Origin of the sequence: Altibacter sp. HG106, assembly GCF_028561755.1 — a bacterium.
GTDB lineage: Bacteria > Bacteroidota > Bacteroidia > Flavobacteriales > Flavobacteriaceae > DFVG01.
In genome coordinates this window covers 93,695-118,289 of the sequence record NZ_JAQQTD010000001.1, presented here as the reverse complement: position 1 = coordinate 118,289, position 24,595 = coordinate 93,695, and the positions used below count along the sequence as shown (strand labels likewise).

General features: G+C 43.8%; 22 protein-coding genes. 8 read left to right on the top strand and 14 right to left on the bottom strand.

The window, feature by feature from the left end; translation table 11 throughout:
- Positions 1-45: 45 nt before the first annotated feature.
- Positions 46-1,134, top strand: coding sequence for a magnesium/cobalt transporter CorA (gene corA, locus PO830_RS00565; protein WP_272851580.1), 1,089 nt, complete (start codon positions 46-48; stop codon positions 1,132-1,134).
- A 7-nt stretch (positions 1,135-1,141) separates the two neighbouring features.
- Here the strand turns inward: corA and PO830_RS00560 are convergent, their stop codons facing one another.
- Positions 1,142-1,570: a hypothetical protein gene (locus tag PO830_RS00560; protein ID WP_272851579.1), complete on the bottom strand. Its 429-nt coding sequence runs from the start codon at positions 1,568-1,570 to the stop codon at positions 1,142-1,144.
- 76 nt (positions 1,571-1,646) lie between these two features.
- Between PO830_RS00560 and PO830_RS00555 the strand changes: the two genes are divergently transcribed.
- A complete protein-coding gene (locus PO830_RS00555) occupies positions 1,647-2,324 on the top strand; it encodes a DUF2461 domain-containing protein (protein ID WP_272851578.1) in 678 nt (225 codons plus the stop codon).
- Here the strand turns inward: PO830_RS00555 and PO830_RS00550 are convergent.
- On the bottom strand, positions 2,321-2,728 hold the full coding sequence (locus tag PO830_RS00550) for a glyoxalase (protein WP_272851577.1): 408 nt from the start codon (positions 2,726-2,728) through the stop codon (positions 2,321-2,323). The genes PO830_RS00555 and PO830_RS00550 overlap by 4 nt on opposite strands.
- 159 nt (positions 2,729-2,887) lie before the next feature.
- On the opposite strand from PO830_RS00550, the gene PO830_RS00545 reads away from it, so the two are divergent.
- The gene (locus PO830_RS00545; protein WP_272851576.1) at positions 2,888-4,246 is read left to right on the top strand and encodes an NAD-dependent succinate-semialdehyde dehydrogenase; all 1,359 of its coding nucleotides are present in this window, start codon (positions 2,888-2,890) and stop codon (positions 4,244-4,246) included.
- Positions 4,247-4,293: 47 nt separating this feature from the next.
- Here PO830_RS00545 and PO830_RS00540 read toward each other — a convergent pair whose 3' ends face one another.
- Positions 4,294-7,392, bottom strand: a complete 3,099-nt coding sequence (locus PO830_RS00540) for a WD40/YVTN/BNR-like repeat-containing protein (protein WP_272851575.1) — start codon at positions 7,390-7,392, stop codon at positions 4,294-4,296.
- A 67-nt stretch (positions 7,393-7,459) separates the two neighbouring features.
- Complete coding sequence (locus PO830_RS00535; protein ID WP_272851574.1) at positions 7,460-8,218, bottom strand: outer membrane lipoprotein-sorting protein; 759 nt, start codon at positions 8,216-8,218, stop codon at positions 7,460-7,462.
- Between the two features lie 122 nt (positions 8,219-8,340).
- On the opposite strand from PO830_RS00535, the gene PO830_RS00530 reads away from it, so the two are divergent.
- Entirely contained in the window at positions 8,341-9,228 is an 888-nt protein-coding gene (locus PO830_RS00530) for a DUF72 domain-containing protein (RefSeq protein ID WP_272851573.1), read from the top strand.
- Positions 9,229-9,231: 3 nt separating this feature from the next.
- Positions 9,232-9,648 (top strand): acyl-CoA thioesterase, encoded by a 417-nt coding sequence (locus tag PO830_RS00525; protein WP_272851572.1) that lies wholly within the window; start codon positions 9,232-9,234, stop codon positions 9,646-9,648.
- On the opposite strand, the gene PO830_RS00520 is transcribed toward PO830_RS00525, so the two are convergent.
- Genes PO830_RS00520 through PO830_RS00510 form a run of 3 tightly spaced genes read right to left on the bottom strand, consistent with a single transcriptional unit; the run spans position 9,620 to position 12,302 of the window.
- Positions 9,620-10,702 carry an endonuclease/exonuclease/phosphatase family protein gene (locus PO830_RS00520; RefSeq protein WP_272851571.1) on the bottom strand — a complete coding sequence of 361 codons (1,083 nt, stop codon included), beginning with the start codon at positions 10,700-10,702 and terminating at the stop codon, positions 9,620-9,622. The two genes, PO830_RS00525 and PO830_RS00520, sit on opposite strands and share 29 nt — an antisense overlap.
- Before the next feature lie 32 nt (positions 10,703-10,734).
- Positions 10,735-12,024 carry a mechanosensitive ion channel family protein gene (locus tag PO830_RS00515; RefSeq protein WP_272851570.1) on the bottom strand — a complete coding sequence of 430 codons (1,290 nt, stop codon included), beginning with the start codon at positions 12,022-12,024 and terminating at the stop codon, positions 10,735-10,737.
- On the bottom strand, positions 12,024-12,302 hold the full coding sequence (locus PO830_RS00510; protein ID WP_272851569.1) for a DUF3817 domain-containing protein: 279 nt from the start codon (positions 12,300-12,302) through the stop codon (positions 12,024-12,026). The genes PO830_RS00515 and PO830_RS00510 overlap by 1 nt, the downstream gene beginning before the upstream one ends.
- Before the next feature lie 111 nt (positions 12,303-12,413).
- Between PO830_RS00510 and PO830_RS00505 the strand changes: the two genes are divergently transcribed.
- Positions 12,414-13,316 carry a mechanosensitive ion channel family protein gene (locus PO830_RS00505; RefSeq protein ID WP_272851568.1) on the top strand — a complete coding sequence of 301 codons (903 nt, stop codon included), beginning with the start codon at positions 12,414-12,416 and terminating at the stop codon, positions 13,314-13,316.
- Here PO830_RS00505 and PO830_RS00500 read toward each other — a convergent pair.
- The gene (locus tag PO830_RS00500) at positions 13,313-13,915 is read right to left on the bottom strand and encodes a M15 family metallopeptidase (RefSeq protein ID WP_272851567.1); all 603 of its coding nucleotides are present in this window, start codon (positions 13,913-13,915) and stop codon (positions 13,313-13,315) included. The two genes, PO830_RS00505 and PO830_RS00500, sit on opposite strands and share 4 nt — an antisense overlap.
- Before the next feature lie 69 nt (positions 13,916-13,984).
- Between PO830_RS00500 and PO830_RS00495 the strand changes: the two genes are divergently transcribed.
- Positions 13,985-14,710 (top strand): SDR family oxidoreductase, encoded by a 726-nt coding sequence (locus PO830_RS00495; RefSeq protein WP_272851566.1) that lies wholly within the window; start codon positions 13,985-13,987, stop codon positions 14,708-14,710.
- Between the two features lie 5 nt (positions 14,711-14,715).
- Here PO830_RS00495 and PO830_RS00490 read toward each other — a convergent pair whose 3' ends face one another.
- From PO830_RS00490 to PO830_RS00475, 4 genes are all read right to left on the bottom strand, one after another.
- Positions 14,716-15,420: a pirin family protein gene (locus PO830_RS00490; protein ID WP_272851565.1), complete on the bottom strand. Its 705-nt coding sequence runs from the start codon at positions 15,418-15,420 to the stop codon at positions 14,716-14,718.
- A 156-nt stretch (positions 15,421-15,576) separates the two neighbouring features.
- Positions 15,577-17,514 (bottom strand): OmpA family protein, encoded by a 1,938-nt coding sequence (locus PO830_RS00485; protein ID WP_272851564.1) that lies wholly within the window; start codon positions 17,512-17,514, stop codon positions 15,577-15,579.
- Positions 17,515-17,525: 11 nt separating this feature from the next.
- Positions 17,526-18,458, bottom strand: a complete 933-nt coding sequence (locus PO830_RS00480) for a PorP/SprF family type IX secretion system membrane protein (protein ID WP_272851563.1) — start codon at positions 18,456-18,458, stop codon at positions 17,526-17,528.
- Between the two features lie 31 nt (positions 18,459-18,489).
- Positions 18,490-22,617, bottom strand: a complete 4,128-nt coding sequence (locus tag PO830_RS00475) for an Ig-like domain-containing protein (protein ID WP_272851562.1) — start codon at positions 22,615-22,617, stop codon at positions 18,490-18,492.
- Between the two features lie 456 nt (positions 22,618-23,073).
- Here PO830_RS00475 and PO830_RS00470 point away from each other — a divergent pair, with 456 nt between their 5' ends.
- Positions 23,074-23,715 (top strand): helix-turn-helix domain-containing protein, encoded by a 642-nt coding sequence (locus PO830_RS00470; protein WP_272851561.1) that lies wholly within the window; start codon positions 23,074-23,076, stop codon positions 23,713-23,715.
- Here the strand turns inward: PO830_RS00470 and PO830_RS00465 are convergent.
- Complete coding sequence (locus PO830_RS00465; RefSeq protein ID WP_272851560.1) at positions 23,712-24,080, bottom strand: hypothetical protein; 369 nt, start codon at positions 24,078-24,080, stop codon at positions 23,712-23,714. The genes PO830_RS00470 and PO830_RS00465 overlap by 4 nt on opposite strands.
- A gap of 82 nt (positions 24,081-24,162) precedes the next feature.
- Positions 24,163-24,594 carry a hypothetical protein gene (locus tag PO830_RS00460; RefSeq protein ID WP_272851559.1) on the bottom strand — a complete coding sequence of 144 codons (432 nt, stop codon included), beginning with the start codon at positions 24,592-24,594 and terminating at the stop codon, positions 24,163-24,165.
- Position 24,595: the final 1 nt, after the last annotated feature.

The following is a 24,595-nucleotide window of genomic DNA, read 5'->3' as shown; positions in this document are numbered from 1 at the left end:
TTTCCGAAGAAAAATTCACTATTTTTAGAAGAGAGAATTTGCGATATGGCGAAACGAAGAAGAAAAACGCGTCCTTTTCAGCGTAAAAAAAAGACAACTACCAAAAATTTGGCGCCGGGAACGGTTTCCTATACCGGGAAGAAAGAGAATGCGGTTACCACCTTAGAGATCATTGATTATTCAAAAGATCAATACGATTTAGTTCATTCTGAAAAGATCGAAGATGCCTTTCAATTTAAAGGTACCGATCACGTCACCTGGATCAATGTCAACGGTCTCAACAATACCCATAATATTGAAACCCTGGGAGAGCATTATCAACTGCATCCGCTTATTCAGGAAGATATTGTTACCACCAACCAACGTCCTAAAATGGATGAATTTGAAGCGTATCTCTTCATCGTCTTTAAGATGTTGCATTACGGGGAAGACAATCAATTGATCAATGAACACGTGAGCATGGTGATGGGGCATGATTATGTACTCACCTTTCAAGAGGCCGATGGAGATGTATTCGACTCCCTACGAGAGCGCATTGAAAGTGGAAAAGGTCGTGTGCGAAACGCAGGATCAGACTACCTGATGTTTGCGATCCTGGATGCGGTTGTCGATAATTATTTTAGTGTGATCGAAACGCTCAGCGAAAAAATAGAATTTCTCGAAGATCAGCTTTTCGAAGATAAAATAGAAGAAGATATTACGCAGGATATCCAAGAGTTGAAAAAGGAAATCCTTCGTATTCGCAGAGCGATTGTACCGCTGCGTGAAGTCATTAATCGCATTGAAAAGACCGAAACAGCCCTTATTGAATCGCGTACACAGAACTATATTCGCGACCTCTATGACCATATCATTCAAGTTTCTGAAAGTGTTGATATCTATCGCGAAATGATCTGGGGACTGATGGATATGTACATGACCACCATTAGCAATCGCATGAACGAAGTGATGAAGGTGTTAACCATTATGGCCACGATCTTTATTCCACTTACCTTTTTGGCCGGTATCTACGGTATGAACTTCGAGTACATACCCGAGCTTCAACTCAAATACGGATACTTTTACCTTTGGGGGGCTATGATCTTGGTGTTCCTGCTGTTGGTCTGGTATTTCAAAAGAAAGAAATGGTTATAATACCCGCTTATCGCAACCATCCTTTTTGCAGGGCTCCCTTACTATAAAAGTAGAGGAATATTGAAATGGTGATCACAATCAGGGGCATGATCGCCGCCTGAATACCGTGTAATTCCATGATATCCGTTGCGAAAAGCCAATATCCCATCTGTACAAGTACCGCCACAAGTGACAATAAGAATAGTGGTTTGGCTGCCTTTTTTCGCGCTATGAGCAGTAACGAACCTAAAAATCCCGAAAATACCGCAATGGCGAAAACGATCTGATACCAGGAGGGCAAGGCATTGTAAATGGCCAGTTCTTCGGTACCATAGGCTTCATTAACCATCTCTGGTAATAGGATGGGCGCCAGGTATTGAAAAATGCCCATAATATTCCAAAGAATAGCGACTACGGCAATAATCCAGAAAGCAGTGTTGGGTTTTGTGGTGGTCATAAGAAAGAGAATTGATTGGTTGTTGTTTTAAATGTAAGGAAAATTTTTAACTGTATCTTTATGTCAAATATATCTCATGACCCAGATACCCCCTGATATCTTTCTATTTCTGAAGGAATTAAAAGAAAACAACCATCGCGACTGGATGGAAGAACACCGGTCACAATACAAAGCGAACGAGAAGCTGCTAAAGCGATTCTATGCCGAAATCGAAGCACGGCTCAATGAAACCGATAGGATCGCGAAAACCAAATTGTTCCGAATCAATCGCGACGTTCGCTTCAGTAAGAATAAGGCACCTTACAATGCGCACCGAAGTGTTCGCTTTATACGAGCAGGGGAAGCGCGTCGAGGAAGTTACTATTTGCGTATCGAACCGGGAAACAGCGGACTCGCAGGCGGATTTTTTAAGCCAGAGCCAGCCGATTTGCTTCGCATTCGCAAAGAATTTGAGATGGATGCGGCTCCTATTCGAGCGATTCTTGCTCAGCCTGATTTTTCGAAAATATTTGACGGGTTTGTAGCCCGTGACCCCGTAAAGACAGCACCAAAAGGGTTTCAAAAGGATGCTTCGAACATAGACCTTATTAGGCATCGGAGCTACTTTGTATCTCATTCGTTTACCGACGAAGCGGTAATGGCTCCAAAATTTCAAGATAGGGTAGTCGAATACTTCAGGTTGCTACAACCTTTCTTTGATTACATGAGCATGGTATTAACCACAAATCTCAATGGCGAATCGCTTCTAGATTAATGAGCGTAAGCGTATTCTAGTAGTTGAACATTGCTTTTTAGCCGCTCCTTGACAATATTCATCATGCGTTTGTTTAGCGCCGATGAATTTTCGATGTAATTGCAATACTCAGGGAGCGTGAATTGTCCAATAATGATGCCTTTGAGGGAGTTTCTGAATTTCATGTCCTTGTGTATGGCATTTTCAATGTAATCCATGCGCTTTTCAATGGAAAGATCATAAAAAACATTCTTGTGTTTCCGAACATAATTCCGAAAGACTTCTATCAACAAATCGTTTTGTAGCTTGGCAATAGGGCGCAAGGTTTCATTCTGAAAGCGCTCTTCAGAAGACATGCTGTCAAAAATTTGTGCAGATGGAATGTCGGGACGTAGTTGTCGTAAAACAGTATCTCTGGAATCCATAATGAGTGGGTTTGACTAAAGGTATAAAATTGCTTACCCCTTGCTTCCGAATATGCCGATAGTTATGCACAAGACTATCAACAATGTCAGCCGTTAAACTATTCTTAATCGCTTCGATGTTCCTTATACTTTAATTACTTTGAAAAGAAAACAGCAACTATGGCTTCCGTAACTTCCATTAATCCATACACCGGTTCTAAAATAACCGACTACAAACTTCACACGAAAAAGGAAGTTTCAGACTTGCTCGAAAAGGCAAAGCAGCGTTTTGAGTCCTGGAAAAGTGTTCCGTATACAAAAAAGAAGAAACTTATGCAGGCTGCTGCTGCCGAGCTAACTAAAAATAAAAAAGAATACGCAGAAACCATGGTGGCCGAAATGGGAAAACCAATTCAGCAGGCCATGGCTGAGATTGAAAAATGCGCCTGGGTATGTGAATATTATGCCGATACTGCGGAAAAGCATCTGGCCAACGAAATAATCGATACCGATGCTTCCAAAAGTTATGTCGCTTACGAACCCATGGGTGTAGTGCTTGCGGTGATGCCATGGAATTATCCCTATTGGCAGGTTTTTCGTTTTGCGGCACCCGCCTTGATGGCTGGAAATATTGGAGTTTTAAAGCACGCTTCAAATGTATTTGGTTGTGCCTTGAATATTCAGAAGATATTTGAACGTGCCGGCTTTCCAGAACATTGCTTTACCACCTTACTGGCTAGTAGTGATGCTATTGCTCCTGTACTCGAAAATCCTATTGTGAAAGCTGTAACCCTAACCGGTAGCGGGCCTGCCGGAGCGGCGGTTGCCGAAAAAGCAGGTTCGCAAATAAAGAAGTCGGTTTTGGAATTAGGAGGGAATAATGCCCTGATTGTTATGGAAGATTGTGATATCGAAGCCACGGTGGCTACGTGCGTACAAGCGCGCTTTCAAAATACGGGGCAAAGTTGCATCGCCGGAAAACGGCTATTGGTGGCGGCTTCCATTGCAGAAGAATTTATCGAACAACTGGTTGTTGCCGTTAGAGAACTGAAAAGTGGTGACCCAGCCGAGGAAGACACGTTTATAGGAACCTTGGCACGTACCGATCTCGCGGAAGATCTCGAACAACAAGTCAACAATTCTATCGCAGCGGGGGCTACCTTATTGTTGGGAGGAAAACGTCAAGGCGCGTATTATGAGCCTACCTTGGTCAAAGATGTGACGCCAAAGATGGCAATGTTTGCAGAAGAAACGTTTGGTCCTGCATTATCCATTACCACGTTTAAAAATATAGAGGAAGCGATTACTCTGTCGAATACATCGAAATTTGGATTGGGAGTATCTCTGTTTACGGAAGATGTGGAGGCTGCTGAAAAATTTGTTTCCCAATTCGAGGAAGGTGCTGTCTTCATCAATGAATTAGTAAAAAGCGACCCCCGATTGCCCTTTGGAGGGGTCAAAGAAAGTGGCTACGGCCGTGAACTAAGCGCACATGGTATTCGGGAGTTCTGCAACAGAAAGACGGTATATATAAAGTAAAAAAAGCCCTGCATCGCAGGGCTTTTCCATTTCCATTAGATATGAGCTTATTTTGCGTCCAAAAAGTCTTCTTTTGAATCAAGTTTTGGAGCTTCCATGTTGTTCTTCTCTAAATACTTCATGAACTTCGCGCCTTCCTTTTTCTGAATTTCAGCATACCGTTCTTTGGCTTCCGAAAATTCAGCATTGATTACTTCATAGTTCTGTAGCTGCGCCCCGCTTACACGGTCGTAACTACTCGCTACATTGGCGTACAACTCTCCCATGCGTTCTCGTAGCTCTGGTTCTGCGGAAGCAACATAATTATCACCGGTAGTAATTACCAGGTCTTTCCGAAGCGCCTCCAATGCATTATAGTACTTTTCAGCCACTTTCTTGCCTTTGGCATCATTTTCCATGACTTCCTGAGCCTTGTCTTGCATCGTCCCGATCTCGTATACCATGTAGGCCAGGTCTTCCACCATATTGAACATGGTAGTGGTCATCTCTTCCTGTTTTTTACGCTCAGCCAGAGTGGTCAATGCCTTCTCGTCGTATTTCAAGTCTAAGGTATGCTCATAGGTATCTTTGCCCTTGGTGAGTACTACCTTGTATTTTCCGGCAGGAACTCTAGGGGAGGTGAACCCTCCAAAAGAAATGGTTTTGGCTTCCGCCATCTTCGGTGCCTTCTTATTGAAATCCCAATTCACGATATTAATTCCTTTTGACTTTCCTGGCACAAGGTTGGCAACCTTATTTCCTTCCATATCCTGAACTTCCATAGTCATTTTTCCAAACGTGTGGCGCTTTTTCAGATAGTAGGCGATACGCGCCGAAGTAGGCTTGTTCTGCCCAACGAACTGTGTTTCTCCGCCAAAACTACCACTAAAACCGCTTTCTTCAGACATGGTGAATGGCTCGGTTTCAAAAAAGTGAACGTCTTTGGCCAATACGTCTTGGTTTAATTCGCGCAGCGGACTAATATCATCAATGATAATGACACCGCGTCCATGGGTACCCATCACCAAGTCGTTGGTTTGTTTTTGCAGGTCGATAAAGTGAACCGCCACAGAAGGCATGTTGTTGGTGAATTTAGACCAATTCTTTCCGCCATCGATGGTTACATATAATCCCATCTCGGTTCCCAGGAACAACAGGTCCTCATTCTCATAATCCTCCTGAATATTACGTACAAAGGCATTCTCTTGAATGTCTTCTGAAACAATCGATTTCCAGGTTTTTCCGTAATCGGTGGTCTTCATCGCATAGGGTTTCATATCGCCAGAAGTATGACCATCAAAAACAGCGTAAGCCGTTCCTTTTCCGTGCACACTGGCTTCAATATGATACACCCAAGTGTTTTTTGGAACTCCATTTAAGTTCGCCGTGACATTACTCCAAGACTTCCCGCCATCGGTAGTTACTTGTACATTTCCGTCGTCCGTACCTACCCAAAGGATATTCGGATCTAGCGGCGATTCCGCTATTGTAAAGATGGTCGTGTGATTTTCAGCACCACTGTTGTCTACGGAAAGTCCGCCAGACTTCGACTGATCTTGTTTTGCAGGATCATTGGTCGTTAGATCAGGGGAAATGATGGTCCAGGTATCTCCCATATCATCCGATTTGTGTACAAACTGGCTTCCCATATAGAATCGATCAGGCACATGAGCACTTACCGCCATAGGCGCATTCCAGTTGAACCGTAACTCGGCATCCCCTTTTTGTGGCAAGGGTTGGATCGTTTTTGTTTTATTGCGATCTACATCATAGCGCCATACATTCTCAGCGCCCTGCATTTCGGAATAAATGATATTCTTGGTTGGATGCTTCAATACTCTAAAACCATCTCCGGCACCTACGCTATTCCAATCACGCGCATTCACTCCGCCTGGAGAAGACGAAGGCCCGTACCAGCTTCCGTTATCCTGCAAACCACCATATACATTGTATGGTTCGGCATCGTCAACACTAATCTGATAAAACTGAGACAATGGCAGGTCTTCTACGATTTCAAAAGTAGTTCCTCCATTCCAAGAGCGGTACACGCCTCCATCCGTTCCAGAGTAGATAATATCGCTGTCATTGATGTGGAATACAATATCGTGAATATCACTATGCATATTTCCAAGAGGCTTAAAGGTCTTTCCGCCATCGCGACTAATAGAACCTGTTAGTCCTCCTTTTACCACTACGTCTGGATCTCTGGGGTCTACGGTAATTCGTGAGAAGTAGAAAGGACGCACCGTTAGGCCGAAATCATTGTTGAGATGTTCCCAACTTTGACCTGCATCCGACGATTTCCAAAGTCCGTTTTTCGACTTATCCTCAGTTTCCAACACCGCGTACAAAATATTTCCATCACTAGGCGCAACAGCCACAGCGATTCGTCCTAGTTTCCCTTTAGGAAATCCATTGTGAATTTTGTTCCAGGTAGCACCGCCGTCGGTTGACTTATAGAGACCACTGTTTTCTCCACCCGAGTTAAAACCCCATCCGGTTCTACGGAATTGCCACATGGAAGCATAGAGTACATTTGGATTTTTGGGATCCATAATGACATCCCCGGCTCCAGTGGAAGGCCCAATGTACAGTACCTTTTTCCAGGTAGCACCGCCGTCAGTCGACTTATATACACCGCGGTCTTCGCTGTCTCCCCATAGTGCTCCAAGTACTCCCACGTACACTACGTCTGTATTGTTTGGATTGATCACAATTGAAGCAATACGCTCGCTGTTTTCAAATCCCGGTATCTCTTTCCAGTTGGAACCGCCGTCTGTTGATTTATACAGACCGTCACCAATGGACACCGAATTACGCGTCCACGTCTCTCCGGTTCCTACCCAGATGGTCTTATCTGGATCTTTAGGGTCTAGGGTTACGACTCCAATAGACTGTACATGGTCATCGAAAATAGGGGAAAAGGTAGCGCCTCCATCGTTGGTTTTCCAAACCCCGCCACCGGCGGAGCCAGCGTAAAAAATTCGGGTATTGGTAGGATGTGTTTCTAAATCGTTGATACGGCCGCTCATCAACGCAGGGCCAATGTGCCGTGCTTGCATGCCGCCAAAGAGTTCCTTGCCTTGCAAAGAAACCTCTTCCTGAGCATTGGCTTGCATCAAAGGAAGCAGGGCCAACGACAGAAATGTAAGTAGTAGCTTTTTCATGTTTTTGGTTTTTGGTTAAAAAAAATCCCCAGCAGGATACAGGGGATTTTTTATAGGTATACAATGTTTATTTTTTTTCAGGCATTTCGAAAATGCTGTCGTCGATATCAGGGTTGATCTCGATTTTTTCAACGGTAATCGACTGACCAACCTGTCCGTTGAATTTTTGCGTAATATTATGCGGCATGTAGACATCACCCGCTTCTAAATACTCACTAAACACGGTTTGTGCGGTCATTCCTTTTTGAGGTCCGGCATTGATGGTCGTTTCCGTAGCAATCGGTACAAAATTTTCTTTATCGAAATAATAGATACTTACGCTTTCTTCTTCTTTACCATCTACCATGATCGGATTCTTGGTAAGTTTAATGGCAAATACCTCTGTACCTTCGATAGTGTCATCTTCTAATTTTTCTACAGTATATCCCTTGTCTTTGTAGTTAAGGAATACATCCGGCATATCTTTCGCTTCGTTCTTTTTGTAGTTTTCTGAAGTTTCAGAGTCCTGCGCTTCCGCCTGCATTGACTGGAAGTTCGTACCCCACATGTTTTCGCCGTCAAAGGCCTGAGGAGTAAGTTCCTGACCCTGTAAAGAGATGGTCACTGCCATACGGCCATCGGCCATCATGTATTGGGTGAAAGGAAACTCTTGTGGACCAAAAGAAGCCTTACCGGTAGACTTCATGGAGGTAATTTTTTCCCAATTGGCTTTTCCACCCGTATTTTCAAAATACGTATCGATGATCTCATCAGCGGTTTGAGCAGATGCCATCGGTGCCATAGCGATTAACAATACGGCAATAAATAAGGTTCTTGTGATTTTCATTACTTGTTTGTTATGGTTTTACGTAAAGGTACGTCATATGGATCATAAAAATGTTACAGATTGCTTCCAATTTTCCTTCTTTTTAACATTTTAAAAAGGCTACCTTTATGGAAACTTTGATCATGAAATTTGGAAAAGTTACCAATCCGGAGGCAGTCGACTTTACACTGCCATCAGATCATCCGGGTACGGCGAAAGTATTGTCGACTCAAAAAAAGCCGTCAAAACCAAAGCTCTACGTGGGTTGCGCCAAATGGAACCGCGCCGATCTAAAAGGGTTCTATCCGCGGGGCACCAAAGATGAATTAACCTATTACAGCCGTCAGTTTAACAGCATCGAATTGAATGCTACGTTCTATAGGATTTTTCCTTCGGAAGTATTTGCTTCTTGGTATGAAAAGACGCCGCCTGATTTTCGATTCTTTCCGAAAATGTTTCAAGGGGTTACGCACTGGAAGCGCTTGAACGAGTTTGAAGCGTACCTTTCTGATTTTTTACTGAATGCTTCCAACCTACAGGAGAAACTGGAACTGTTTTTTGTGCAAATGCACGGCAACTTCGGCCCCAAAAATATAGATCGTCTAGAACCTTTCTTTCAAGCTTTTCCTAACGATATTCGTATTGCAGTAGAGTTTCGACATACCGATTGGTTCAATGATCCCACCGTAGCGGAAGAACTCTATACGCTACTGGAAAAATATCAGGTGACGAATATCATTGTGGATACCGCTGGAAGAAGAGACCTCATGCATATGAGACTCACCTCTCCAAGTGCTTTTATTCGGTACAATGGTGCCAATCATTCTAGTGACTATAACCGATTAGAGGATTGGATAAATCGTCTGGAATCGTGGCTTGATCAAGGATTGCAGCACATTTATTTTTTTATTCACCAGAATATCGAACGAGCCTCTCCCTTGCTCGCCACACACTTTATTAAAGCCGCCAATGATCGGTTTGGGACTGCCTTGAAAATACCAACCATTAGCAACCCGAAAACCCCGTATTGACCTATGAGATTTCACACAAGAAAATGGATAAAACCGGAAGATCTTAATCCTAACGGAACACTCTTTGGAGGACGATTGCTGGAATGGATTGACGAAGAAGCAGCACTCTATGCCATCATTCAGTTGGAAAACCCGCGTACGGTGACCAAATACATGAGCGAAATTAACTTTATAAGTTCCGCTAAACAAGGCGATATCGTTGAGATAGGTATTGACGTGCTTCACTTCGGAAAAAGCTCGCTTACCTTGTCCTGTGAGGTACGTAACAAGATGACCCGTGCCGTGATCATTACCATAGAAAAAATTATCATGGTGGGATTAGGAGACAACGGACTGCCCTTACCGCATGGAAAAACCGAAATTGAATTTGTGAAAGACCGACTTTCCAATACTACTGAAGAGGATCAATCGACAGGTTGAATTGATTGCCTTTGATTTGCTCTTTCGCATCCTTTAAATCCTGCTGGTTTGGAGGTTTCGGGGCTTGTTCAGCAGCTCCTTTGGGCTCGAGACTCAGTTTCGCATAGATGGGAAAATGATCGGAATGAATATCTTTTCCGCGTTCAATGGCAACCACTCGAAATTCTTTCGAAACAAACAAATGGTCTAAGGGCCACCTCAATATTGGGTTGTCTGCATTATAGGTATTAAACAGTCCGCGCCCCTTCCGAGGGTCTAATAATTCACTTACCCGCTGGAAAAGCCGCGTGGTTTGCGACCACGCTACATCGTTAAAATCGCCCAGTACTATTACCGGTAGATCTGACTGTCTCGCTAAAGTTGCCGTAAGCATCATTTCCTGATCTCTATCGGTAGACATGGGGTTGTGCATTGGCATGGGTGGAGTGGGATGAATGGCGTAGAGTTGAACGATCTCATTGTTGTCTAACCTCAATCTCGTATGAATAGAAGGGATGCTGTCGTCGATCATAAACTTTACTTCCGGACTAATGAGCTCTTTCTTTGAATACATTAATATTCCGTAGGTGTTGTCTAACGGATATTCTACGCGGTATTGGTAGCTTTCTGGTAAAACCGCAGTGATTTCTTGCTGCCAGGCGGTATTCGTCTCCATGAATAACAAGACATCGGCGTCTGTGGTTTGCAATTCTTGAAGTAGTTGCGCTCTTTTTTTATTTTTCTGAAGCACGTTCGCCGAGTAAATGGATAGCTGTTGGTTGGCATCATCTTCCGTCGTATCCAGCACCTCATAAGCAGCGAGGGGAGTAAAGGGAATGATTCGTACGACCTGATAGATAAAGCAAGCCAGCAGCATAAGAACAAAGAGGTAATCTTTTTTCCAGGTTCTGTCAAATCGTATGAAATAGGTGGCTAACGCAACTCCCACCAATACGGTAAGTTGCACATGAGGGAAATCGAACATACGTACCCACCAATAGTCCAAAGCAATAAACCGAAATAGGGTAAGTACAATGGCAAGTCCGCCAAAGAATTGAAGAAATTTTCTAAGCATTTTGATTTGGTTGGTTGGGGGAAGATACAGAATTAATCGGTCTCGCCCGTATCCTTTAGCGTAAGTTTAGCAAGGTCACTACCGGAAGGCACCTCGTGCAATTCAAGATCGAAATACGGAATCGCAGCGATAAGATGATCAAAAATATCGGCCTGAATATGCTCGTAATTCTCCCAACGTTTGTCGTAACTGAAGCAAAAGATCTCAATAGGGATGCCTTCAGAAGTAGGCGGAAGGTGGCGTACCATCAAGAACATATCTTTATTAATGGCTGGGTTTTCATGCAAAAGCGCATCGGCGTATTTACGGAAGACACCAAGATTGGTTTGATTCCTCCCGTTGATTAATAGTGATTTGTCCGCTTCCGTGGCACGATTGTACTTGTTTACATCGCGTTCGCGATGTTCTAAGTATGGTTTTATGAGTTGAATCTTTTTTAGGTTTTCTATTTCTTCCGAAGAAAGAAACTTTACCGAACGTTGTTTAATAAACAAAGATCGTTTGATACGACGCCCCGGAGAATCTTGCATTCCTCGCCAATTCTGAAACGAATCTGCAATGAGACTGTAAGTGGGGATGGTGGTATAGGTATTATCGAAGTTCTGAACTTTTACCGTGGCTAGATTAATATTGGTTACGTAGCCATCGGCGCCATATTTGCTAAACGTGATCCAATCACCAATGCGCACAATGTCATTGACCGAAATTTGAATGCTAGCCACAAAACCAAGAATAGTATCTTTAAAAATCAGAAGGAGTACCGCAGAGGCCGCTCCCAGCGTGGCCAAACTCTTGATGCTATACCCTGTAAGCAAATTGACAAAAAAGAAGACGCCAACCCCCCAGGCAAAGATCATTAGTACCTGCACATAGCTTTCTAATGGTTTATCACTATAACTTTCTTTACTGTATCTCAGATAATTATTGAGCGTGCGTAGAATGCTTCGAAATACTAAAATACAAAGCACCACGAGGTATAATTCCAATATTATGGAGAGCGCCCTTTGAAGGGAAGGGTAGGCTTCAAATAGGATGGGGAGCAGCCACCATACGATTCCAAGCGGTACAAAGTGCGCAATAAATCTTGGAAAATTACTTTTTACGAGGAAGTCGTCGAACGATGTTTTTGTTTTATTGCTGAACGCCTTAAAAACCTGAACAATAACCTTTCGCGTGATAATATCCAGCAAGGTCACTAATAGCGCTACCACCACCGTTGCCACAAGCGTATTGATGATCATGGCCCAATAGGGATTCATTCCTTGTGACACCAAAAACTCGTACCCCCATTGTACGTATATTTTAACGGTTTCGCGCTCCATTACAGATATTTTTTCTCAGCGTAGAATGGTCCGAAGGGTAGCACCGAACAAAGGGCCACGATACCAAGTGTCTTCCAGTTCCAGCCTAGTTTTTCTTTCATATACAAAGCGCCTCCCAGATAGGCCACAAAAAGGAGTCCGTGTGCCATCCCCACCACACGCACCATTTGTGGAAGGCCCCAGACATATTTCAGCGGCATGGCAATACCTAGCAACACCAGAAAAGAAATGGCTTCTAAGGTGCTGATGATTTTGAACGTACGTACCGATAGGTCCATGTAAAAACTTTTTTGCAAAGATACCATATGAATTTAAGGAGCCGTAATTTTAAGACTATTTTAAGTGCAAAGCATTGCAGAAGCACGTACTTTTAAAAATGAACTCTAAGTATGCAAGAAACCAATACGAGCGAACGCCTTAGCCAGTCGGTGGAAGAATATTACCAACATTTCATTGATATTCTTCCGCGCATAGCACTGGGTATATTTATTATTGTGGCAGGCATTCTCCTGGCACAACTTCTCACAAATTTTTTTAAGAAACGTTTCTTAAAACGAGCCGAAGATCCGCTAATGGCGCGGTTTTTAGCCCAAGCGGTGAAAATAGTACTCATTTTAGTGGTTATCATGTTGGCGTTGGATGTCGCCGGATTAAAAGGAGTGGCAACGGGAATTTTAACAGCGGCTGGAGGTGCTGCCATTATTTTAGGGTTTGCGTTTCAGGACATCGGAAAGAATTTCTTGGCCGGAATTATTTTGGCGTTCAATCGACCGTTTTCCATCAACGATACCATATTGGTAACCGATCACTTCGGAAAAGTGAAAGCGTTGAATTTTAGATATACCCACATTAAAACACCTGATGGTAGGGATATTTACATTCCAAATAGTGATGTATTAACCACCCCGGTTGAAAACTACACGGCTGATGGCTTTTTTCGCGTGGATTTTGTGGTGGGTATCGGATATGAAGATTCTATTGAAGATGCGAAACTGCTCATTCAGAATATATTGGATACGCATCCCGAGATCGTGCAGGACGATATTCATGATAACTTTGTAATTGAAGACGAATTAGCGGCCAGTACCGTCAATTTAAAAGTGTTGTTTTGGGTGCATACCATCGATTACCGCATGGCATCAAGAGTGCTACGAGGCAGGGTGATTCAAAAAGTGAAACAAGCTTTGGAGGAAGCCGACTTCAATTTGCCGGCGAATATTACCGAACTGAAATTATACAAGAGCGAACGGGATATTCCTCTTCGACTGCGACAAGAGAATTCAACCGATTAATCGCAGGGTAGCGGTTCATTCAAGGTTGGATAGCCGTAGTTTTTTTGATAGCTGAAGTGCCACCATTCGGTTCGAATGGTTTGAAAACCAAATTTTTGCATGCCCTCGGCTAACAACCTCCGATGGGCGAGTATCTCTTCTGAAAAATTATAGTTATCGATATGCGCTTCCTTTCCGAAGAAATCGTAGTCACTTCCCATTTCTACATAACAACCGTCTAAAGTGACCAAGGTGATGTCTACCGCAGCGCCTTTATTATGAATCGAACCTTTGTCATAGGGGTTGGCCACATAAGCAGCGTTGGGTACTTTTTCCCACATCATTTTCTGAATGTCTTCCGGGCGGTAGCAGTCAAAGATCTTTATACGATACCCTTGTTTGCAAAAATATTCATTGGCCCGGTTGAGCGCTTCGGCAACTTCCGGTTGTAAGATGCAAACAGCACAGGGGTAGAGGGTTTCCTTCATGAAATTATTAGGGGTCGCATAGCGGATCTCAAAGGCGAATTCGGAAGACAGGTCTTTGATATTCTTTAATTGCGGTTGTGCGGAAACCATTCCGAAGACGCTACCCATAATCAAAGCAAGGAGATATTTCATAGGGTAAATTTAAGGATTATTTAGCAAGGTAGCCGTCGGCTAGCCCTTACCTTTGAAAAAAACAGAACGATGAGTACACTACACGGAAAAGTAGCCTTTATCACAGGGGGCACCAAAGGAATCGGTTATGGCATTGCGCAGGCGCTTTTGAAACAGGGAGTACACGTTGCAATCACCAGTCGAAGCCAGGACGCGGCTCAGGAAGCAGTTCGCAGATTAAATGAATACGGCAACGATTCGGCCTATGTTAAAGGATTTGAGGCAGATGTTCGCGATCTTGCGAGTCAGGAGCACGCCGTCGAAAAAACAGTAGAAGCATTTGGGGCCATCGATATTGTTATTGCGAATGCAGGTCTGGGGCATTTTGATAATGTGGAAACGCTCACTCCAGAACAATGGAAGGAAACGATTGATACCAACTTAACCGGTGTTTTTTACACCTTGAAAGCTACGTTAACGTTCCTCAAAAAAAGCAAGGGATACTACATGACAATTTCTAGCCTTGCGGGCACCAATTTCTTTGCAGGAGGCGCCGCCTACAACGCAAGTAAATTTGGAGTTACGGGATTTACGCAAGCTGCCATGTTAGACCTTCGAAAATATGACATTAAAACCACGACCATCATGCCGGGGAGTGTGGCTACCCATTTTAACGGAAATGAACCCGACGACTCCGATGCCTGGAAAATACAAATAGAGGATATTGGGCAAATGGTGGTACAGTTGCTACAGTTGCCGGCAAGAACGCTTCCCAGTAAAGTAGAGGTACGGCCTACACGACCTCCTTCTTCGTAACGTGATCAATTAAGAGTAGATTTGTTCCAGGGAAGTATGATTTCTGCGAGTACAATAAAGGAGTCCTCCTTAAAAGTAAGTCGGCAATAATCATCCTTATCACAAATCAGGGTTTCGCGCTCGCTCATTATTTCTTTCCCTACCTCTAACTTCCCCTGAAGAATGTAGGCTACCACTACATTGGTGTCCTTTTTCTTTTTGTAGGTATACACCTGGTCTTTTCTGAAATTTCCCACATAGACATCATATCCCGAAGAAAGCGGCGATTTAGATTCCTTATTACGTATAATCGCTTTCAAACAATTGTCCAAGCGGCTTGTTTCATACAACAGGCTGGTGGCGCGTTTGTTAGAAGCATTCGTAAATTCCAGTTCAAGACATTGGCAGGAGTGCTCTTTAGAGCTGTTGTATTCATAATGGCTAATGCCATTACCAGCGCGAATCACATTGACCGTGCCGGGTTGGATGAGGATGTTTTCGCCATTGCTATTCACTCGCTCCAAGGATCCTTGAAGCGGAATCGTTACCAGGTCAATGTGCTTATGGGTGTGTGGTAAAAAGCCCATACCGGGTTCGATAGAGATCTCGGTAACTTTCAAGATACCAGTTAAAATCTCATTCATTTCGGGTTGATCGGAGATGTATTTTAGGTGTGCGAACCCCCTGGCATCTTCGATTCTAGCGTCTGATTGAATAATTTTTGAAGCCATATGTTTCTTGGTTTTGGGGCATATTGGTTCTTGATGGCTTATTGGTTAGTTGTTGTAAATTATGAATAATATACTAATTTTCCTAATTCATTACGTAAAATTAAGTAATAACCGTTTTTTATTGAATAATATCAAGTCATAAGGATGTTGTAGGTATTATCTTTTTACAATAATGAAATTTGAGCGTCGGTTTTGAGCATGTAATGATTCGTCGCAAGAAGCGCCATCACTACAACGATTGAGCAACTGCGATTCTCCATACCCAATGGCACTTACAATTCGGTTCTTTGCAATTCCTTGAGAATATAGGTAGTCTCTTGTGGCCTTAGCGCGTTTGTCGGATAGGGATCTGTTGTATTCCGCAGAGCCCCGAGCGTCAGTATGTGCTTCAATTTTTATGACCATGTCGGGATAGGTTTTCATTAGAGACACGGCCTCATCCAGAACCACCGCTGCTTTTGAGGTGACGTTGCATTGATCGTAGTTGAAGAAGATGGTTTCCAAATCTATTTTCTCTTCGCCCGTATTGGCATCCTGAATGATCTTCTCTTCAGCGTTCTTCATCCAAATAGCGATACCGTCTGTTTTTCCATCGTTGGCTTTTCCGGTATAGGCTCTTTCTTCCGACTCATAATAGCCGCTTTTAGAGGCGACGATGGTTACCGCTTCTTCGCAAGGCTGACTAAAAATAAAATCTCCTGCGGCATCGGTAACGGTTGTTTCCACCGTCGTACCTGTGGAATCTTTCGCTACTACCGTCACATTAAAAATAGGACGTTGTGTGGTGCTGTCTTTAACGTTTCCGATAACCCATTGGTTGCATTCCGGAGGAACGCGATTGAAGTGATACAAATCATCGTCGCCCATTCCGGAAGCCCGGTTGGAGGAAACATATCCAGTATTGGTTTCAGCATTCAATATCAATCCGAAATCATCCCCAACACTATTGATGTTCTTCCCTAGATTATTAGGCACCCCCAGACCAAACTCCGGAGTAAACTCAACTTCGTACAAATCTAAACCGCCAAAACCTACATGACCATCCGAGGCAAAGAACAAGGTGCCGTCCACAACATGTGGAAAAAAGTCATTTCCCCACGTATTTATGCTACTACCGGCGTTCACAGGGTCTGAGATCATACCATCTTCGTAAATACGACAATAATACAGGTCGGCACCGCCATACCCGCCCGGCATGTCGGAGGCAAATAACAGGTACTTCCCATCAGAGCTCACTGCGGGATGCCCCACCGAATAGGTATTACTGTTGAAATGTAATTCCTGCTTCTCAACGATCTTAGTATCCTCCATGCGGCCTCGATAGATCTTAAAATTATTAGTTCGACCCGAATCGAGTATCAGTTTATTCTTTTTGACATTACTAGAGGTGAAGAATACCTGATCTGAATCTGGTACAAAGGCAAGCGTAGCATCGTGAAACTGAGTTCCAATTTGTTTCGAAAAAACGCGGACGTTCTCTAAATTTCCCTGTTCGTTTTCATCGGCGATGAACAAGCTAAGGTACGGCTGTCGATTCCAGGCATACAGTTCTTTAGAGGCGCCGGGACGAGACGAAGAGAAGATGATCCTTCCGTCGTAGGCTACCGGCGCGAATTCAGAATATTCCGTGTTAATATCGAGGTTGCGTAGGCTGTATTGGGAAGGAGTATTGTCTTTCCGAAGCGAATCAAATCGCTGTACGGCTACTTCGTAGGAAGCCAAGGCATCGGTCTGTTCTTGGCCCTTTAGAAACTTGCGATATAAGGCATCGGCCTTTTCGTATTCTCGAAGCCCTCGAAGCGACTGATAATATCGATAGAGAAAGGGCGCTCCCAAATCTTTGTCGTTTTTATTATAAGCCTTCTCATATAATTGAGCCGCTTGTCGTGGCTCTTTTATGTAATGATATGTATCTGCCGCTTGCAGGAGGGTTTCAAGGTCTAATGCTGTATTTTCTTCTAAAAGCTCACCATATACTTCTGCAGCGCTGGTATACGCTTTCGTTTGAAATAATCGATTCGCTTTTTTAAGGGCACTCTGACTAAAACAAAAAGTGCTGAAAAGTAAGAGCAATAAAGTGGATTGAAATTTCATAGAGATGGGTTTTAAAAGAATCGAGGTGAGTTAATACGTTTGCTTTGTTTTACAAGGGTGAAGCGCAAGACGATTTCATGCGTTCCGTCGTTGAAATCACTCAGATCGGTAAGGGTGTAATCGTACGAGTAGCCTACAAATACGCTGGGGATCACTTGCACTCCCACAATACCACTGATGGCATCTTCGTAGCGATAAGAGACCCCAAAGGTGAGTCGGTCTCGATAAAGCACGTTGGCAGAGACGTCTACTACAATGGGGGTGTTGCGAAGGTATTTCAACAAGAACGCAGGTTTCAAGCGGAAGTCGGTACTCACGTCGAATACATACCCACCAATCATATAATATTGCAGTTCTTCTTCGGAAACGGATTGGTCCATATTATCGTAAAATGAATCGGTAATAAAATCAGGAACCGAAAGACCCAAATACCAATTGTTGGAATATAGATAAGCCCCGGTTCCCAACGTAAGCGTCGTGCGGTTGTCGACATTAGTATTTAAAACAGGATCATTCGGGTCCTGAAAAATTCCTTCAGAAAAGTCGATGTCCAGAAAGTCGGCCCCGGCTTTTATTCCGAGTCCCAGTTTTAGGGTCGGACTCAATTGAAGTTTATACGAGAAATTACCGTTAATAAGTACTTCGCGGGAGGGGCCTAGTCGATCATGAGAAATATTGATCCCAACACCAATCTTTTCGTTCCGAAGCGGTGTGTGAATTCCTAAGTTTTGTGTGTTTGGGGCGCCGTCTATTCCTACCCATTGATCGCGATAGGTGCCTACCACGTCTAAGGTTTCTAAGGAACCCGCATAAGCCGGGTTGATACTCATGGTATTGTACAGATATTGGGTGTACTGAGGGTCCTGTTGTGCCGCTGCCTTCGAGCTTATCCACAATATGGATAACAGAAAGACGGTGGTAGATATAGATTGTAATGATTTCATATCGAAAGTTTTAAGTGAACAGTGCATAGAATTACTTCATCAGGTATAACCACCCGGTTTGTGCCTGGGTGTCGTTATCCAGCTTCAGAATATAATAGTAGGTACCCGCTGGCAGTCCATCCTGTGAGCTGTTGGCTCCAGCGACATTCGAGGTTCCTTCCCATTGATTTTCATAGCCGCGTTCCTGATAGACTAAGCTTCCGTAGCGATTATAAATCTGAAGTTCATTATTAGGGTAATTCTCAATGCAGGTAATGGTGAAACGATCATTAAAACCGTCGGCATTGGGCGAAAATTCGTTATAGATGGTTAGACATTCCGGTTCTACCGTAATTTCCGCTGCGTTATTGGCATCATCATCTAGGGGTTGCGAACTAATGATCGTAGCGATATTGGTATAGTTTCCGCTCCCTAAAACCTCTACCACCACACTTAGTTGGGCCATTTCTTCAGCTGGTAGGAGGTCAATTAACCAAAGTCCGGACGACGGATCGTAGGTTCCTAAGGTCGTTTCAAAGGAAACTAATTCAAATCCGGAAGGTATGTTTTCAGCGATTCGTAATCCCTCGAAATCATTGGGACCATCATTAGTAACCGTAATGAAGAAGGTGATATTTTCTCCCACACGGGGTCTTTCATTATTCACCGTCTTGGTAATGGTGATATCTGCACATACTTCTATTTCTTCGGAAAAGGTCACTTCTGATCCTGTGTTACATTCTCCCACGGGAGTGTAGGAAACAGAGACGTTGGTGTCTTCGAGTTGTGTCCAGCGTACCGAAATAAAATTATCGTTGGTGCTTCCGCCATCTGTAACGATACCTCCATTGATATTCCAGATATAGCTATCTTGACCGACTTCCGTGGTATACGTTACAACTGTTTCCAGACAAGCCGGACCGTCATTTTCGGACGCGATGGTAGGGTCTGAAGCAGGATCTAGCGATACGGTTACCTCCAGGCGCTCGGTACTTTCGCAACCCGATGCTCCCGTAGCCGAAGCGTAATAGGTAGTACCATCGCTTAAAGGATCGGTAGACTCATACGGAGTGCCACCGGTAGGCATATCGTACCAGATTATACCAGGACCATCTACCTGTAAATCTGCCACCGTAGGCGCTTCCGTAGTACAAAAAACCTGACTGCTATCATCGGTGGTGGGTGGTGCTGTATTATTCAGTTGAACGACAACTTCGAGTCGGTTAGCACTTTCACACCCATTGGCGCCTGTAGCGGTTGCATAATACGTCGTTCCATCAGTAAGTGGGTCGGTTGGGTTGTATGGGGTGCCATCAATAGGGCTGTCATACCAAATAATATTGGAACCATCGGCTTGGAGATCGGCTACCGTAGGATTGTCGATGCGGCAAAAAGCCTGCAAATCATTGTCTGTGGTAGGCGCATCGGTATCTTCTAAGGTCACTGTAACCGGCAGTCGGTTAGCGCTTTCACAATTACTGGTCCCAGTAGCCGAGGCGTAATACGTAGTTCCGGAAACCAGTGCCACTGAAGGATCTATAGGTGTGCCTCCTGTTGCTTCTTCATACCAAAGAATATTAGGACCCTCCACATTCAGATCGGCTATGGTTGGGACGTCTACAACGCAAAACGACGGATTGGGGTCATCTGTAGTAGGCGCATCGGTATCGTTAATTGCTACCAGCACCTCGAGGCGTTCTGAGCTTTCGCAACCATTTGTATCGGTGGCGGTTGCGTAATATGTTTGTCCGTCTGCTAGCGGTTCTGTAGGATCTAAGGGAGTGCCTCCACTTTCCATATCGTACCAGGTAATGCTACCTCCGGATGCTGACAGGTCTGCTACCGTGGGCATGTCAATAGCACAAAAGGACTGGGTGCTATCATCAGTGGTGGGAGCTCCGGGGTCTGTAAGGTTAACTGATACCTCCAGGCGCTCTGCACTTTCACAACCCGTACCGTTGGTAGCCGTGGCGTAATATGTGGTAGCGTCGGTAAGTAGTTCCGTAGGATCTAATGGAGTGCCACCGTTGGGTGTGAGATACCATTGAATCGATGGCCCCTCGGCCTGTAAGTCGGCTATCGTAGGTGCATCACTTAGGCAAAACGCCTGAGTACTATTATCGGTGGTAGGCGTGGGGGTGTCGTTCAAAGTGGTAGTAACTTCTAAACGATTTGAACTTTCGCATCCGTTGGTGCCGGTAGCGGTCGCATAGTAGGTGGCTCCATCTACAAGTGGTTCAGATGGATCTAAGGGAGTACCTCCTGTGGCGTCATCATACCACTGAATGTCTGGACCGTCTGCTTGCAGGTCGGCTACCGTAGGATCCGCAACCACACAAAACTCTTGGTTCGTGTTCGCCGTGGTGGGAGTGCTCGTGTCTTCAATACTCACCGTAACCTCTAATCGATTTGAACTTTCACAACCCGAGGCATCTGTGGCGCTTGCGTAATAGATGGTTCCATCTAATAAAGCATCGGTTGAATCATACGCAGTGCCTCCCGTTGCGGCATCATACCAAACAATCATGGGGCCGTCTGCTTGTAGATCGGCTACAGTGGGGGCTTCCACTGCACAGAATTCTTGCGTAGCGTCAGATGTAGTGGGAGTGGGGGTGTCGGAAACCGAAACGGTTACTTCTAATCGATCGGCGCTTTCACAACCATTTGCTCCGGTAGCGGTCGCGTAATAGGTTGCTCCGTTAGTAAGGGGATCGGTAGGATCCAGGGGTGTTCCGCCAGAGGCGTTACCATACCATTGAATCATCGGGCCACTAGCCTCTAGATCGGCTACGGTGGGTGTATCAATTACACAAAAGTCTTGAGTAGGGTTGGTGGTAGTTGGCACCTCTGTATCGTTAATGGTTACGGTCACAGCGAGTCGGCCGTCACTTTCACATCCATCAACGAGTTGTGCGGCATAGTAGGTTTCTCCATCGCTCAACGGATCGGTAGGATCGAAGGGGGTCCCTGCGACAGGATCGTCATACCATATCACTTGAGGTTCATTAACATTTAAATCGGCTATCGTTGGCGCATCTACCAAGCAGAAGGTTTGCGTGTCATCAGCAGTAGTGGGAGTCGCGGGCCCCATAATGCTAACACCATAAAGGTCTAAAGATTGAGAAAGACTTACCCCGATAAGGGAATTAAGGCGCACGGTAATACGATCAAAGGCTACCCCCGGGGAAATCGGGATGGTAGCTTGCTCACCATTTTGCAGTAGGGTCAAAAGATCGGCGGTGAGCAAGGTATTGATGTCATTATTATAGGTGAGTGTACCCTTGTCAAAAGCCAACACTTCCACTTCATTGAGAATACCAAGCGTCACCAAGGTCGGTTCGGTTTGTAAGGTAATTTCGAGCGTTTCCGAAGGACTGTAGGTTTTCGGAAAATAAATATTCTGTTCTATGGATGCTGCTACACCAATGATTCCCAAGCTCAATTCAGAAAAATTTGTCGTATCCTGATCGATGGCGTGGTGCGCATTGGTTACTCCAGCGCCGCCAAGGCCAAGTAGGTCGACCGTGAGTCCATCTCCGTCAAAGTCGGTGTACAAAGGATCAATAGCGCATTCGGCTTCCGCATAGTAAAAGGCTTTATACACATTCATACTATTGAAGGTGCCCAGCAGCAAGGCGTCTGTGTTGTCTTCAATATAGATGCGATCATAGGGTTGATTGGGAGTAATCGCGATATAGAAGTTTTCCGCTTCATCCTGAACAATTCGAAATCGCCAATCATCGGGAGGAAGAAGAGAGGATTTGCTAAGAACCGTGCTCGCACCTGAACGAGCTTCGACATTAAAGTAATGATTTCCGAAGACAACCGTCCCAATGACTTCCGCAAGCAATGTTCCGAGACTTCCCCCTAATAGTGAGTTTAATATATCTTCATCGAAATCAATTTGAATATAGGTAGTGGTATTCGCTGGAACTTGACTGGGATACGCAAGTTCTAACTCTCCGGAAAAACTGCCGCCTCCAAGAATATCTCCTCCGTACGAATTGAGTACGGCAAATGCTCCGTTATCGGCAGTGGCGTTTTCGGGATCATCCACGTTGTTGCTGAGGATTACTTGATCGGCTAAGGATGGGGTCTGACTCATCAGCGGTGAAACACCACTAAAACAAAGTAACATAAATAGGAGACAGACAATTGGGTTAGGTAGTAGTCGTATCATATATTCGGGGCTTTAAAATTCTTCTTATGTTTAGCGTAGCAACGCTAGTAATCGGAGTAGTGGGCTGAAACACTCTGGGGATTCCGACTAACGATGAAATGATTATAACATCGTTATACGGTCTAATTTAAGAATAAAAAAGTTAATAAAAAGTTAAAAGTTCTCATATAGAGAGTTCTCGTATTGAGAAATAGCGATACCTATGGAAAAAACGTTACAGGTAAAGGGTAGAAAGTGAGTGAGTTACACTACTGAAGTTGATTTTAACAATAGTCGTATAATTGTAGCCTTCATTCGCTCTTAAAGAAGGAGAAACATTTTTTTTATTGATTACTGTACAAATTATGTTATATTTAATGGATTAACCCCCTAATTAAAAATATTCTTCTCTTCCAATGGAATAGAAAAATACTCACCTTATATCCCCAGCTGGGCATGTATTTTAAACTGTAATATATGGCACAATCGGCTAGTATTGTAATAGATCGTATCAAAGCGGAACTGAGTCTTACTTCCGACAAGGCGCTTTGTAAGTTGTTGGAAATCAAAGCGAATACCTTATCTACCTGGAAGAAGAGAGATACGCTCGACTTTAATAAAGTTATAGCACTCTGTAATGAAAACCAGCTTAATCTCAATTACATATTTTTTGGAGAAGAAGATGCAGGTGCAACAACGGTATCAGAATCTAAAGAAGAGGGAGCTCTAAAGAAAGTGATCCATCCGTTAAAAGCGTCAAAAGATGTTCGAAAGCTGAAGCTCATTAATACCAATCGAAATATCATCGTATTTCAAACCTTCGATGCTACGCATCCCTCTGTAGCGAAAGGAAGTGTAGTGGTTGGACAGAAAATTCGAAAAACAAAAATCAAGGAGGAAACCCCTTACATCATAAAATTTCAGAACAACATGTGTCTTATTGACGAATTGTGCTCCTGTGATGAAAATGGAAACTGCTATTCTTTGAAATATCAGAATATTTCGGAACTAAAAGAAATAGAGCCGGAGCGTGATATCTCTGATATTTACCAATTGGTAGAAGCATTAGATGAATTTCCTGCTGCTTCCCCATCAGTCGTCTCGGGAGACCAACCTTAATACCGAAAGAAGGCATTGGCCCAATGCACAGCGTCTTCTAAAGACTCAAAAAAAGCGAAGCTATTATCAAAGAGCGTTTGCTCTTTTAAGGCGCGTTCTCGTTCGCTTGGGGTATTTGAAACGATGGCAAATCCTTTCAGCGTACTTGGGATTTTCGATCCCTTATAAACATTCAAATCTATCTCGTATTGATGGCGTCGATCTGAAATCAAAACAAAATCATTTTTTTTAAAGTGATCCACAAACAGTTGCTGGAGCTTCTTTACTTTTTCTAGATCTATAATTTGATTTTCGAAAGTTTTCATAATTGCGTATCGATCAAAGAAATCAAGTTCGCAAAAGTCGGTACGCTGTTGTAACGCCATAAGTGTAAAGTAAGCGACAAATTTAATCTATTTCCAAATTGCCTTAACAAAAAATTAAGAATTTAACACAGCAAAAGACTTTTCATCCACGTTTTTTTGATGTTGCTCCATCAGAAAGGGAAAGTGCCCAATCAACAGCCAACGCGAGAGTTTCAAACTGCCGCATGCGCGATTTGAAAAACAGTTTTTCAATCAATACATTTTTGTAGGTAATCTTATTGTAGGTTACAATAGCAAAACCATTGATGTAATGACGATCTTTATAAAATTTCAGCCAATCTTGTGGATGCACAGAGTAGGAGTGAATACGGTTGGAGATATAGGTGACTTCAATAGCTCTTGAGCCAAAAAAATCATAGACTTCCTCGATCACCTGGATGGCTAAGTCCCAATGAAAATGCACTCCTTCTGAAATTTCACCAATCACATAATGATCAAACACATAAAATTCGCCAAATGGCTTGGTAATGGTATGCAGACATTGATCAAAATACGGCGACTCCGTAATGCGCATG

Excerpts from the sequence above, each read along its gene's own strand:
- corA (WP_272851580.1), top strand. The coding sequence starts at position 46 with ATGGCGAAACGAAGAAGAAAAACGCGTCCTTTTCAGCGTAAAAAAAAG.
- PO830_RS00560 (WP_272851579.1), bottom strand. The coding sequence starts at position 1,570 with ATGACCACCACAAAACCCAACACTGCTTTCTGGATTATTGCCGTAGTC.
- PO830_RS00555 (WP_272851578.1), top strand. The coding sequence starts at position 1,647 with ATGACCCAGATACCCCCTGATATCTTTCTATTTCTGAAGGAATTAAAA.
- PO830_RS00550 (WP_272851577.1), bottom strand. The coding sequence starts at position 2,728 with ATGGATTCCAGAGATACTGTTTTACGACAACTACGTCCCGACATTCCA.
- PO830_RS00545 (WP_272851576.1), top strand. The coding sequence starts at position 2,888 with ATGGCTTCCGTAACTTCCATTAATCCATACACCGGTTCTAAAATAACC.
- PO830_RS00540 (WP_272851575.1), bottom strand. The coding sequence starts at position 7,392 with ATGAAAAAGCTACTACTTACATTTCTGTCGTTGGCCCTGCTTCCTTTG.
- PO830_RS00535 (WP_272851574.1), bottom strand. The coding sequence starts at position 8,218 with ATGAAAATCACAAGAACCTTATTTATTGCCGTATTGTTAATCGCTATG.
- PO830_RS00530 (WP_272851573.1), top strand. The coding sequence starts at position 8,341 with ATGAAATTTGGAAAAGTTACCAATCCGGAGGCAGTCGACTTTACACTG.
- PO830_RS00525 (WP_272851572.1), top strand. The coding sequence starts at position 9,232 with ATGAGATTTCACACAAGAAAATGGATAAAACCGGAAGATCTTAATCCT.
- PO830_RS00520 (WP_272851571.1), bottom strand. The coding sequence starts at position 10,702 with ATGCTTAGAAAATTTCTTCAATTCTTTGGCGGACTTGCCATTGTACTT.
- PO830_RS00515 (WP_272851570.1), bottom strand. The coding sequence starts at position 12,024 with ATGGAGCGCGAAACCGTTAAAATATACGTACAATGGGGGTACGAGTTT.
- PO830_RS00510 (WP_272851569.1), bottom strand. The coding sequence starts at position 12,302 with ATGGACCTATCGGTACGTACGTTCAAAATCATCAGCACCTTAGAAGCC.
- PO830_RS00505 (WP_272851568.1), top strand. The coding sequence starts at position 12,414 with ATGCAAGAAACCAATACGAGCGAACGCCTTAGCCAGTCGGTGGAAGAA.
- PO830_RS00500 (WP_272851567.1), bottom strand. The coding sequence starts at position 13,915 with ATGAAATATCTCCTTGCTTTGATTATGGGTAGCGTCTTCGGAATGGTT.
- PO830_RS00495 (WP_272851566.1), top strand. The coding sequence starts at position 13,985 with ATGAGTACACTACACGGAAAAGTAGCCTTTATCACAGGGGGCACCAAA.
- PO830_RS00490 (WP_272851565.1), bottom strand. The coding sequence starts at position 15,420 with ATGGCTTCAAAAATTATTCAATCAGACGCTAGAATCGAAGATGCCAGG.
- PO830_RS00485 (WP_272851564.1), bottom strand. The coding sequence starts at position 17,514 with ATGAAATTTCAATCCACTTTATTGCTCTTACTTTTCAGCACTTTTTGT.
- PO830_RS00480 (WP_272851563.1), bottom strand. The coding sequence starts at position 18,458 with ATGAAATCATTACAATCTATATCTACCACCGTCTTTCTGTTATCCATA.
- PO830_RS00475 (WP_272851562.1), bottom strand. The coding sequence starts at position 22,617 with ATGATACGACTACTACCTAACCCAATTGTCTGTCTCCTATTTATGTTA.
- PO830_RS00470 (WP_272851561.1), top strand. The coding sequence starts at position 23,074 with ATGGCACAATCGGCTAGTATTGTAATAGATCGTATCAAAGCGGAACTG.
- PO830_RS00465 (WP_272851560.1), bottom strand. The coding sequence starts at position 24,080 with ATGGCGTTACAACAGCGTACCGACTTTTGCGAACTTGATTTCTTTGAT.
- PO830_RS00460 (WP_272851559.1), bottom strand. The coding sequence starts at position 24,594 with ATGCGCATTACGGAGTCGCCGTATTTTGATCAATGTCTGCATACCATT.